Raw genomic sequence first — 11,971 nt, 5'->3', positions numbered from 1 at the left:
GCGAAGGCGAGCGACCGCACTCGCTGGGTTTCACCAGTCCAAAACACTTAACCGGGTAACCTCAACTGCTCGCCCCTGCAGCCCCTGTAATAAGACATTCGTACCTGCCCAGCAGCCCGGAGCCGCACCGCTAAACTCATTCGAAAACTGGCCACACAGCCAACCTCCGTCTCAAATCTTCCTGGAGTCCAAGCATGCCCAATTCTGCCCCCTACGCACCCCCCGCCATCTGGCAATGGAACAAAGAAAACGGCGGCCAGTTCGCCAGCATCAACCGGCCCAATGCCGGTGCCACGCACGACAAGGAACTGCCGGTAGGCCGCCACCCGCTGCAGTTGTATTCGCTGGGCACGCCCAATGGCGTGAAAGTCACGGTCATGCTGGAAGAGCTGCTGGCCCAAGGCCACAGCGGGGCGGAGTACGACGCGTGGCTGATTCGCATTAACGAGGGCGAGCAGTTTGGTAGCGGGTTCGTGTCTGTGAACCCCAACTCCAAGATCCCGGCCCTGCTGGACCGTACCGACCCGGCCAACCCGGTGCGGGTGTTCGAGTCCGGCGCCATCCTGATGTACCTGGCCGAGAAGTTCGGCAGCGCCTTCTTGCCCAAAGACGGCGCTGCGCGCGCCGAGTGCCTGTCATGGCTGTTCTGGCAGATGGGCAGTGCACCTTTCGTGGGCGGCGGGTTTGGGCATTTTTATGCCTATGCGCCGGTCAAGATCGAGTACGCGATCGACCGCTATGCGATGGAGGCCAAGCGCCAGCTGGATGTGCTGAACCAGCGCCTAGCCGTGACCGAGTACGTGGCGGGCGATGAATACACGGTGGCCGACATCGCGATCTGGCCCTGGTATGGCCTGCTGGTGAAAGGGCAGGCCTACAACGCAGGCGAGTTTTTGCAGGTGCACGAATACACGCATGTGGTGCGCTGGGCCGAGCAGATCGCCAAGCGCCCGGCGGTGCAGCGTGGGCGCAAGGTGAACCGCGTGCAGGGCGACCTGGCCAGCCAGTTGCGCGAGCGGCATGAGGCCAGCGACTTTGACACCAAGACGCAGGACAAGATCGAGGCGGCGGCAGCAGCTTCTTCACCCGCACGCTGAGTGTTTTTGCAAGGCGTCACCATGATCACTTTGTATGACTGCGCCACGGCGCCCAGCCCGCGCCGCGCGCGCATCCTGCTGGCAGAAAAGGGTGTGGCCCACGACACCGTGCAGGTGGACCTGCGCAATGGCGAGCAACTGGGCGATGCCTACCGCCAGATCAACCCGCAGTGCACGGTGCCTGCGCTGCGCACCGAAGAGGGTCTGCTGCTGACCGACAACGCGGCGATCACGGCGTATCTCGAAGCCCGCTACCCGCAGCCTGCACTGCTGGGCGAGACGCCTGCAGAAAAGGCCGAGATTGCGAGCTGGAACTGGCGCATGGAGTTCGAGGGCCTGTTGGCCATTGCCGAGGCGCTACGCAACAGCGCGCCCGCCATGGCCAACCGGGCATTGCCCGGCGTGGTGGACTACCCGCAAATCCCGGCCCTGGCTGAGCGTGGGCTGGTGCGTGTGGGACAGTTCTTTCAGCTGCTCAACGAGCGCCTGGCGGACCGCGAATTCATTGCCACTGACCGCTTCAGCGTGGCCGACATCACGGCGGTGGTGGCGGTGGACTTTGCGCGCGTGGTCAAGCACAAGCCGGGCGAGCAGCACCCGCACTTGCTGCGTTGGCGTGCGGCCATGGCGCAGCGGCTGTCGATGTCGCTCTAACTATCGCGCTGCTCTAGTGTGCTGTCCCGCAAATAACTGCACATGAAATCGCGTCCTCACCCCCAGGGCTGCGTTGCAAATCCTCGCGATAGCTACGGCTATCACTGCAGTTTGCGCCTTGCCCTGGGCGCGATGCCACCGATTTCATTTCGTGCAGCTATTTACGGGACAGCACACTAGTCCCCGTTTGAGTCGCAATGGGTGGATGCAAGGATTGCGCATCGGGCCTGTTCCTTGCATTGTTAGCCCATGCGCCTTCGCCACATAGAAGTTTTCAACGCCGTCATGCTCACCGGCAGCGTGAGCGCGGCGGCCCGCCTCATCAACGTCACGCAGCCTGCGGTCAGCCGCATCCTGGCGCATGCCGAGCTGCAGCTGGGCTTTCCGCTGTTCCATCGCCTCAAGGGCAAGCTGGTGCCCACCACCGAGGCGCAGACGCTGTACCCGCACATCGAGCGTTTGTTCACCCAGCTCGATGATGTGCAGCGCCTGGCCAACAGCTTGAAGGGCGACCAGCGCGAGGGCGAGTTGCACATCCTGAGCGTGCTGGCACTGAGCTACGAGGTGCTACCGCGCGCGCTGCGGTTCTTTCGGCAGAAGCATCCGGATGTGAAGGTCACCATCGATGCGCTCCATTCTCCGCAGATCGTGTCGGCCCTGGTGCTGCAGGAGGCGGATGTGGGCTTTGTGTTCAGCGCCATCGCCCACCCCGCGCTCACGCAGGAGCACCTGGCCGATGGCCGCATGGTGTGTGTGGCGCCCAAGGGCATGCTGGGTGCGGCGCTGGTGGATGCGGGCGTGGCGCACCTGGCCGATCTGGCCGATACGCCCGTGGTGCGGCTGGATGTGCGCGACCCTATCGGCACGGTGGTCAGCCATGCCTGCCGTGAGGCCGGGGTGGGGTTGCAGACTGCGATCACGGTGCAGACCTACCACGCCGCGCTGGCCCTGGCGCACCACGGCCATGCGGTGGCGGTGGTGGACACCTGCACGGCTGCTTCGGCCGACCGCAGCAAGGTGGATGTGCTGGCGCTGGCGCCGCACATTGCCGTGCCCATCAAGTCATTGCGCACCGTGAATCGGCCCAGCTCGCTGCTGGCCAGCGCCATGACGCAGTGCATGCGCCAAGCGGTGGCCGAGACGCTGGAGTCCGTGGGTCTGCGGGAGGCCGAATAGCGCCGTGTGGGGAGGGCTGCTCAGGCTGTCGGCACCACCAGCTCGGCCACCTGCGCGGCCGTGCCAAACGCCAGCGTAAAGCCCAACGCGCCGTGGCCCGTGTTCAGCAGCAGGTTGTCTGGGGCGTGGGTGTGCCTTCCCACCAGCGGCACGCCCGTGGGGGTGGCCGGACGCATGCCGGTCCAGGGGCTCAGTTCGCTGAAGTCGCTGCAGCCGGGGAACAATGCGCGGGTGGCCTCGCACAGGCTCTGGATGCGCGCGGGGGGGATGTGGTCGTCGTGCCCCACCAGCTCGGCCATGCCGGCCACGCGCAGGCGCTGGCCGATGCGTGCAAAGACCACCTTGCGCGCAGCATCGGTCACGTTCACGCGGGGCGCTGCTCCGGCAGCGTCCGTCGTATCCAGCGTGACGCTGTAGCCCTTGAGCGGGTAGATGGGCAGGCGAAAGCCCAGGGTCTTTGCCGCCTGGTGGCTGGCGCTCCCCAGAGCCAGCACAAATCGCTGCGCCTCGATGGCGCCCGCGCTGGTCTGGACGGCTGCAATGCGCCGCGCATGGTGCACAAAGCCCTCCACGCGCGTGCCCAGCACAAAGCGCACCCCGCGTGCTGCCAGCAGCCGCTGCAGTCCCTGGCACACCGCCAGGCAATCGGCCGCGCATTCGCTGGGGGTGTAGATGGCGCCTGCAATGCTGCGTTGGTAGTGCTGCAGCGCGGGCTCGATCTCCACACAGCGCTGGGGCGAGACGGCTTCCTGCTCGCTGCCCCAGGCGCGCTGCAGTTCCATCTGCTGCTGCGCTGCGGCGAGGCCCGCAGGGGTGCTGTACAGCACGAGCTTGCCAGTGTTGGAGAAATTGCACTCCAGCTGCTCGGCCTGCAGCATGGCTTCAAAACCGTGGCGGCTGAGTGCGGCCAGGGCCAGCAGGTGTTGGGTGCTGCGCTCGGACGTGCGCCGGTTGCAGGCCCGCAAAAACTCCAGGCCCCAGCGCCACTGGTGCACGTCCCACTGCGGGCGCATCTTGAGCGGCGAGCGGGGCGACAGCAGCAGTTCGGGCAACTGGTGCCACAGGCCGGCATTGGCCAGGGGCTGCACATAGCTGTAGCTCAATTGCGCGCCATTGCCGCCGCTGGCGCCAGCACCGGGCTGGGCCTGGTCGATCACGGTCACCTGCATGCCGCGCTGGTGGAGCTCATAGGCGGTGGCCAGGCCCACGATGCCCGCGCCGAGGACACATACCTGCATCTTGTGTGTTCTATGTTGTTGGTTGACTGAAAGTCAATGTAGGGTGAGGGCGGGCCTTTGAACAATGCCAATGCCATGCGCAGCCATGCCGGGAAGTTATGCGTGTGCACCGATGGAAGGCACACAGTACGGAACAGCCGCGCGGAAGGGGAAAAATGGCACTTGGATGGTGCGGCGGTGTGCACCAGATCGGCGGCATAACTTTTGGTCATGACGTACCCGTGCAAATGAATTGTTCAAGTGCGGCGCGAATTTTTACAGTGCCCCTGCGTCTCGCTTTTTCAACCGTCCACCTGATTTTTCGCAAAGGGATTCCCATGAAGCTCTCCGCCGTCACCTCCGCCGCCATCGTGCTCACCGGCCTGCTGGCCAGCACCATGGTCAGTGCCGACACCCTCAAGAAGGTTGCCGAGTCGGGCAAGATCACGCTGGCCTACCGCGAGTCGTCGGTGCCCTTCAGCTACCTGTCGGGCCCCGGTGCCCCGGTGGGCTTTGCGGTGGACATCTCGAACGCGGTGGTCGATGCCGTGAAGAAGCGTGTGAACAACCCCGCCCTCAAGGTGGAACTGCAGGCGGTGACATCGCAGAACCGCATTCCGCTGCTGACCAACGGCACCATCGACCTGGAGTGCGGATCGACCACCAACAACACGGCGCGGGGCAAGGATGTGCAATTTGCCATCAACTACTTCTATACCGGCACGCGCCTGCTGACCAAGAAGACATCGGGCGTCAAGAACTACGCTGACCTGGCCAAGAAGAAGGTGGCCAGCACCTCGGGCACCACCAATGCACAGGTCATCCGCAAGTACAACCGCGACAACAACCTCGACATGGACATCGTGCTGGGCAAGGACCATGACGACTCCGTGTTGCTGGTGGAAACGGGACGGGCGGAAGCGTTTGCTATGGATGACATCCTGCTGTTCGGCCTGATGGGCAACCAGCGCAACCCGGCCGATTGGACGGTGGTGGGTGATTCGCTGCAGGTGGAGCCCTATGCCTGCATGCTGCGCAAGGATGACCCGCAGTTCCAGGCGCTGGTCAACGGCGTGATCGGCGGGATGATGAAGTCGGGCGAATTCGAAAAGCTCTACACCAAGTGGTTTATGTCGCCAGTGCCGCCGCGCAACCAGAACCTGAACCTGGCCATGAGCAAGGAGCTGCGCGAGAACCTGGTGGCCCAAAGCGACAAGCCCGCACAGTAAGCCGGAGCGCGCATGTCTTTAGTGTCTGCAAGCCACCCCCACGCCCCGCAGGTGGTGGGGATTCTGGGCGGGATGGGCCCGGCCGCCGGGGCTGACTTTGTGCGCCTGTTCGTGCAGGCCTGCACCGACCGCATGGAGGTGCTGGGCATTCCGGTGCACGACCAGGCCTACCCCGAGCACTGGCTGGCGCAGGTGCCCATACCGGACCGCACGGCCGCGCTGAACGACACGCGCCCCGGCGCGCACCAGCCCGCAGACCCCATGCTGCAGGCCACCGGGCGGCTGGCTGCGCTGGGCGCGCGAGTGGTGGCGATTGCCTGCAACACGGCCCATGCCTGGCACGGCATCCTGCAGCAGCGGTTTCCACAGATGGTGGTCTTGCACGGCGTGCAGGAGGTGGTGGCCGAGCTGTCGGCGCGCAAGGTGCAGGGCGTGGGGCTACTGGCCACACGCGGCGCCTACGACGCGGGCCTGTACCAGCGTGAGCTGGAGCGTGCGCGCATCGCCTGCTTTGTACCCGACGACCATGAGCGCGAGCAGTTAATGCAGGGAATCTACGACGGCGTGAAGGCGGGCAACTATCCGCTGGCGCGACAGCGCTTTGAGGCCGTGTCGATTGCGCTGCAGGAGCGCTACGGCGTGTCCACGCTGATCATGGGCTGCACCGAGATTCCCCTGGCGCTGGCGGAGCACCCCCGGCTCGAAGGGCTCTCGCTGGTGAATCCCTCGGTGGTGCTGGCCTCGGCCCTGGCCCGACATGCCTACTGGCACATCCATCCTGCGGGCTGAGCCCAGCGCACTGCCGTCGGCTTGGTGAGCGGCCGACTCCTTTTTCTTGCCATGTCCTCAGTCTGCCTGGGGTGGCGACTTCTTGATTGAAGGTGAACACCATGACAGTTGCGACGGTCGGAAAAAGGCTGGGCGGGAGCATGAGCGCGGCCGTGCTTGCGCTTGCGTTCGGCACGGCCGGTGGCGGCAAGGTGCTGGCCCAGGCGGCGGCACCATCGCAGGCGGCGCCGTCGTCACCATCCCAGGGGAAGACGCTACAACGCATCCAGTCCAGCGGCGTGGTGGTCATCGGCCACCGCGAATCGTCCATGCCGATGTCCTATGTGGCCCACGGAACACCCATGGGTTACAGCGTGGATGTTTGCCTTCAGGTTGCGCAGGCGCTGGGGCGCCATCTCAAGCTGCGCGAGACCAAGGTGGCCTACCGCCTGGTCACTTCCAGCAGCCGCTTCGATGCCATTGAAAAAGGCGAGGTGGACCTGGAATGTGGCTCCACCACCAACACGGCAGCGCGCCGTGAGCGCGTGGCATTCACCATTGCGCATTTCATTGCCTCGTCGCGCATCGTGGTGCAAAGCGACAAGCCTTATTCCCGCATCGAAGACCTGGATGGCAAGACACTCGCATCCACGGCGGGCACCACCAACATTGATTCGCTGGCGCGCGAGGCTACCACCAAGTCGGTGCGCGTGCGCATCGAGCCCGCCAAGGACCACGCCGAGGGCTTTGGCTGGGTGGTGAGCGGCAAGGTGGAGGGCTTTGCGATGGACGACGTGTTGCTGTACGGCCTGCGCGCCAGCCACACCCGGCCGCAGGACCTGAAGGTCATCGGCAAGCCCATGACCATCGAGCCTTATGCCGTGGCGTTTGAGCGCAACAACCCCGAACTCAAGGCCGTGGTGGATGCCGAGCTGCGCCGTTTGATACAGACCCGCGAGCTGCACCGTCTGTATGACAAGTGGTTCACTCAGCCGATTCCGCCCCAAGGCATCAACCTGGGCATGCGCATGCCGCACCTGCTGGTGGATTCGCTCAAGTACCCGTCGGACTACGTGCCGCAGTAGGCACGGTGGCGCGCGGGGTGGGCCTTCAACGCCAGGCCGTAGCCACCAGCTGGCTGTAATGCACTCCTTTGCGCCCCAGCAACTGCTCGAACACGGCCGGATTGCCCACGTTGTCGCTGCCCAGCATGCTCAGGGTTTCGGTGCACCAGGGCACGCTGGGCACCGCATCGCCCATGCGTGCGCTGAGCTGCGTCAGCGCGTCGGGCAGGCGCAGCACGCGGGCGGGGCCATGGCCCTGTTGTTGCCGCAGGCTGGCGACGAAATCTCCCATGGTCAGCGCTTCGGGCCCCGGGCATTCAATGAGGCCCTGGGTGGCCATGGCTGGGCCCAGAAGGGCAACGATGGCGGCGGCCAGGTCGTGCACCGACACGGGCTGCACGCGCGCCGTGAGCATCGGGCCGGGGAACAGCGCCACGGGCAGGCGGGCCAGATTCATGAACAGGGCGCTGCTGTCGCCGCCTTTGCCAAACACCACGCTGGGCCGCAGGATGGCGGGGTTCAGGGCGCCCCGCGCGGCCAGGGCCTGTAAATGCACGTCGGCCGCGCGCTTGGTGCTGGCGTAGCGCGTGGTGCTGCCCTCAATGCCCAGCGCCGAGATGTGCACCACCCGTCTCACACCCGCCTGAGCACAGGCGGTGAACAAGGCCACGGGGGTGTGCTGATGGACGGCGTCGATAGGGCGGGCGCTGCTGTCGCGCAGCACGCCCACAGCGTTGACGACGGCGTCGATTCCCGCCAGGCGTGGCAGCCACGCATCGGGCGTGGTGTCGCGGGCAAAGTCCATGGGGATCTGCAGCGGCTGCGCGGTGCGCTGGCGGGGCGAAACCCCGCCGTGCACCGTGTGCCCTGCGCGGGTCAGTGCCGCTGCCACGGTGTGGCCAATGAATCCGGTGGAGCCGGTCAGCAGGATGTGCATCAACAGTGCCTTTGAAAGAAAAAGAAGGTCATCGGCGGGTGCGGGTTCTTTGATCGGCGCACGAAAAAAACGCTGAGGGCTCCGCTGCTGCCAGCGGCGCCGGGCCTGTTCATGCGCCCGGGTCAAACACCTCAAAGCGGTTGCGGCCCCCATACTTGGCGCGGTACAGGGCTGCATCGGCCGCCTGCACCAGTGTGTCAGACCCGGCCTCCGGGCGTGGGACCACACTCGCAATGCCCATGCTGAACGTGATGATGGGCGCCGTGGGGGAGCGGGGGTGGGCCAGGGCGGCATCCCGCAGGTTGTCCATGCAGCGCTGTGCCACGGTCACGGCCTCGGGCAACGGCACGTCGGGCAGCAGAAGCACAAACTCTTCGCCGCCATAGCGTGCGGCCACCTCATCTGCGCGTCGGATGGTGGCTTGCAGCAGTTGGGCCACGCGGCGCAGGCATTCGTCGCCAGCCAAGTGGCCGTAGTGGTCGTTGTAGAGCTTGAAGTGGTCGATGTCGATCAGGATGACGGTCAGCGGCAGGCCGTGCCTGCCGCAGCGCATCCATTCCGTGGCCAGCCGGTCGTCAAAACGGCGCCGGTTGCCGATGCCGGTGACACCGTCGGTGGTGGACAGCAGCGCCAGCTTGGCGTTGGCGGCGGCCAGCTCCTGCTCCTTGCGCACCAGCTGGGTCACGTCGGTGCGCACACCGGCAATGCCGCCCTGGGGGGTGCGGCGTTCGTCGGCCTGTACCCACCGGCCGTCGGTCAGGTGCTGCAAAACGGACTGGATGGCGGCCTGGTGGTCGGCCACACGTTGGGCCAGCCAGGCCTCTTCGTTGCCCACTGCGTCCAGGTACTGCCCGCGCTCAACGCCGTAGCGGGCAATTTGCTCAAAGGTGCTACCGGGCACGATCATGGGTGCCGAGATGGGGTACAGCCGTCGGTACTGCGCGTTGCACACCACCAGCCGGTCATCGGCATCGAACAGCGCAAACCCCTCGGGCAGCGATTCGATGGCGTCCTGCAGCAGTTGCCGCGCCTGCTGGGCTTCGTCCTGCGCCGCTTCGAGTGCCTGGCGCTGCTCGATAAGGTCGGTGATGTCCAGGCGCACCGCCACCACATAGTTTTCAGGGGTGCGGGTTTCGTAAATGTTGATCCAGCGCCCATCGGCCAGCCGCTGCACCAGGTTGGACGTGCGGCTGCCGTGCTCTGACAGGCGCTCGGCAATCCAGGTTTCCTCGCGGCCGTTGGCAGAGGGGACCAGCCCCCGCTGCACCGAATACCGCAGGATGTCGGCAAAGCTTTTGCCCAGATGCTCTGCGTAGTTCATGTGGGGGTACATGCGCGAGAGCTGCTGGTTAAACAGCACCAGCCGGTCCTGCTCGTCAAAGATCTCGATGCTGACGGGCAGGGCCTCCACCGCGCGCTCCAGCAACTGGCGCATGCGTTGGCTTTCCTGGCGGGCTTCCTCTGCCTTTTGGCGCTGCTCGATCAGGTCGCTGATGTCCAGCCGCACCACCACGGTCATGCCCGAGGGGGTGCGGCTTTCGTGCATGTGCATCCATGCACCATTGGGGTAGTGGCGCACCTCGGGGCCAGGGCGGTGGCCGCGCAGGGCCAGTTCGTGGGCCAGCCACAGCTCTTCCTGGCCGCGCGCTTCTTCGGGAATGCCGTGCTGGAGGCCTTCACGCAGCAGTTCTTCATAGGTCTTGCCCAGCGATGTCTGCACGGGCAGGTGCGGGCGCAGGTTGGCCATGAAGTTGTTGCACAGCACCAGCCTGTCGTTCTCGTCATAGATATCGAGGCCGGCGGGCATGGCGTCCACCGCCTCGTGCAGGCGGCGCTCTGCGCGTTCGGCGTCGGCCAGCGCCTGTTTCAGCGCGCGTTCCTTGTGCACGGTGTCGGTGATGTCGGTGCGCAGCACCACCACGCCGCCGCCGTCGAGCGTGCGCTCGGTCAGCTGCATCCAGCGGTCGCCCCGCACCTCCTGCACTTCGGGGCCGGACGGTGACCGGTGGCGTTCCATGCGGCCCGCCAGCCAGGTTTCCAGGTCTGGCCGCGCGTCCCGGATCTCGCCCGAAGCGGCGGCCCGGCGCAGTACGTCTTCAAACCGTGTTCCATAGTCCACCGCCATCGTGATGCCCGGGGCCACCTCGCGGTAGCGTGTGTTGCACAGCACCAGGCGGTCGTCCGCGTCGTAGATGGCCAGGCCGTCGGGCAGGATGTCGAGCGTGGCCGACAGCTGTGCGCTGGCCTGCAGGGCTGCCTGCTGTGCAGCCTCTGCCGCCACCTGGCAGCGCTGCGCACGCCGTGCAAGCTGCCAGTGCAGGCCGGCCATGGCCCACAGCGCCAGCCCGGCAGCCACCAGCGCAGCGCGCACTGGCGCCTCCAGCACATGGCTGGCCAGCGCCCAGGCCAGCAGCCCCAGCCCACCCATGCCGCAGACCCCGCACACGACCGCCGTCAGCAGAGCCGGAGGTTCTTCGCGCGCTGGCGGTGGAGCAGGGGGCATGGTTGGTAGGTCCCAGGTTCGCAGAAAGTCTAGCAGTGCGCCCCTGTTTGCGGTACCGGCAAATGCGGCAAGGCTCCAAACCGCCTAGACTGCGGCTTCCGCCCGTTACCGCCCTTGTTGGCCCCCTCTTCTTTCACCCTGGAGAAACCGATGCTCACTGAAGACCTCCACTCCGACGCACGCGCGCTTTTGCCTGGCCGCACCACCGAGGCGGGCGCCACCCGACGCACGGCGCTACAGACCGCCCTTGGCCTGGGCTATGCGGCGGCAGCCGCACCCATCATGGCGCAGACGGCCATCGCCACGCCCAGCGACGGCCTGACGGCCGGGGAGGTGAGTTTTACGGTCAACGGCTTCAAGGTGCCCGCCTACCGCGCGGCACCTGCCGGCAAGACGGGCCTGCCCGTGGTGCTGGTGATCCAGGAAATCTTTGGCGTGCACGAGTACATCGCCGACACCTGCCGCCGCTTTGCCAAGGCAGGCTACCTGGCCATTGCGCCCCAGCTGTATGCGCGCCAGGGCGACCCGTCGCAGTACACCGACATTGCCAAGCTCATGGCCGAAGTGGTCTCCAAGGTGCCTGACGCCCAGGTGATGGCCGACCTCGATGGTGCGGTGCAATGGGCCACTGCCAACGGCGGCGATGCCGCGCGCATGGGCATCACCGGCTTTTGCTGGGGCGGCCGCATCACCTGGCTGTACGCAGCCCATGGCCCCGTGAAAGCGGGCGTGGCCTGGTACGGCAGGCTGGTGGGCCAGGCCAGCGAGCTCACGCCCAAGCACCCTGTGGAAATCGCCCCCATCCTCAAGGCCCCGGTGCTGGGGCTGTATGGCGAAAAAGATACCGGGATACCCCTTGACACGATTGATAAGATGAAAGCTGCCCTGGCCAGTGGCTCGCCGCAGGCCAAGGCATCGGAATTTGTGGTGTACCCCGACGCGCCCCATGCCTTCCATGCCGACTACCGCGCGAGCTACCGCAAGGAAGCCGCCGAAGACGGCTGGAAGCGGGCGCTGGCCTGGTTCAAGACGCACGGCGTAGTCTGAGAGGCTGAGAGTCTTTTGCCTATGCCCGCCTTGTGCTCCAAAACACCGCTGCTCGTCGTTGCAAATGCTCGCCATAGCCCGAGCTATGGCTGCGCTTTGCGCCTCGATCAGCTGCGTTTTGACGCACCTTTCGGGCTCGGGCAAAAAACTCTCGGCCTCTGAGCCGGTACCCTGCAATCCGCCCGCAGCCGCCCCCTCACCGGGGCGGCTTTTTTAATCTCGCGTCCGGGGCGTGGGATTTGAACGAAAATAAGCTCTGTGGCTTATCTATAAAGCGTA

At 65.7% G+C, this 11,971-nt stretch carries 10 protein-coding genes; 7 read left to right on the top strand and 3 right to left on the bottom strand.

Translation table 11 applies throughout. From position 1 onward, the window contains the following. Positions 1 to 194: 194 nt before the first annotated feature. The 3 genes from yghU to ACODS0_RS01250 all read left to right on the top strand — a co-directional run bounded on the left by yghU (position 195) and on the right by ACODS0_RS01250 (position 2,927). Positions 195 to 1,097, top strand: a complete 903-nt coding sequence (yghU, locus tag ACODS0_RS01260; protein ID WP_488832184.1) for a glutathione-dependent disulfide-bond oxidoreductase — start codon at positions 195 to 197, stop codon at positions 1,095 to 1,097. 21 nt (positions 1,098 to 1,118) lie between these two features. Continuing rightward, positions 1,119 to 1,751 (top strand): glutathione S-transferase family protein, encoded by a 633-nt coding sequence (locus tag ACODS0_RS01255; RefSeq protein WP_488832182.1) that lies wholly within the window; start codon positions 1,119 to 1,121, stop codon positions 1,749 to 1,751. Positions 1,752 to 2,000: 249 nt separating this feature from the next. Then, positions 2,001 to 2,927, top strand: a complete 927-nt coding sequence (locus ACODS0_RS01250) for a LysR family transcriptional regulator (protein WP_121420828.1) — start codon at positions 2,001 to 2,003, stop codon at positions 2,925 to 2,927. Positions 2,928 to 2,947: 20 nt separating this feature from the next. Here ACODS0_RS01250 and ACODS0_RS01245 read toward each other — a convergent pair whose 3' ends face one another. After that, the gene (locus tag ACODS0_RS01245) at positions 2,948 to 4,165 is read right to left on the bottom strand and encodes a D-amino acid dehydrogenase (protein ID WP_488832180.1); all 1,218 of its coding nucleotides are present in this window, start codon (positions 4,163 to 4,165) and stop codon (positions 2,948 to 2,950) included. A 317-nt stretch (positions 4,166 to 4,482) separates the two neighbouring features. On the opposite strand from ACODS0_RS01245, the gene ACODS0_RS01240 reads away from it, so the two are divergent. The 3 genes from ACODS0_RS01240 to ACODS0_RS01230 all read left to right on the top strand — a co-directional run bounded on the left by ACODS0_RS01240 (position 4,483) and on the right by ACODS0_RS01230 (position 7,226). Beyond that, the gene (locus ACODS0_RS01240; protein ID WP_488832178.1) at positions 4,483 to 5,373 is read left to right on the top strand and encodes an amino acid ABC transporter substrate-binding protein; all 891 of its coding nucleotides are present in this window, start codon (positions 4,483 to 4,485) and stop codon (positions 5,371 to 5,373) included. 12 nt (positions 5,374 to 5,385) lie between these two features. Further along, a complete protein-coding gene (locus tag ACODS0_RS01235) occupies positions 5,386 to 6,162 on the top strand; it encodes an aspartate/glutamate racemase family protein (protein ID WP_055401531.1) in 777 nt (258 codons plus the stop codon). 101 nt (positions 6,163 to 6,263) lie between these two features. Further along, complete coding sequence (locus ACODS0_RS01230) at positions 6,264 to 7,226, top strand: amino acid ABC transporter substrate-binding protein (protein WP_488832176.1); 963 nt, start codon at positions 6,264 to 6,266, stop codon at positions 7,224 to 7,226. A gap of 25 nt (positions 7,227 to 7,251) precedes the next feature. On the opposite strand, the gene ACODS0_RS01225 is transcribed toward ACODS0_RS01230, so the two are convergent. Both ACODS0_RS01225 and ACODS0_RS01220 read right to left on the bottom strand, forming a co-directional pair. Beyond that, the gene (locus ACODS0_RS01225) at positions 7,252 to 8,142 is read right to left on the bottom strand and encodes an NAD-dependent epimerase/dehydratase family protein (protein WP_488832174.1); all 891 of its coding nucleotides are present in this window, start codon (positions 8,140 to 8,142) and stop codon (positions 7,252 to 7,254) included. Between the two features lie 109 nt (positions 8,143 to 8,251). After that, positions 8,252 to 10,645, bottom strand: coding sequence for a sensor domain-containing diguanylate cyclase (locus ACODS0_RS01220; RefSeq protein WP_426304839.1), 2,394 nt, complete (start codon positions 10,643 to 10,645; stop codon positions 8,252 to 8,254). Between the two features lie 150 nt (positions 10,646 to 10,795). On the opposite strand from ACODS0_RS01220, the gene ACODS0_RS01215 reads away from it, so the two are divergent. After that, complete coding sequence (locus ACODS0_RS01215) at positions 10,796 to 11,692, top strand: dienelactone hydrolase family protein (protein WP_218300507.1); 897 nt, start codon at positions 10,796 to 10,798, stop codon at positions 11,690 to 11,692. The last annotated feature ends 279 nt before the right edge of the window (positions 11,693 to 11,971 follow it).

Source organism: Acidovorax sp. FG60 (genome assembly GCF_057808995.1).
This window is presented reverse-complemented; position numbering and strand designations above follow the sequence as displayed.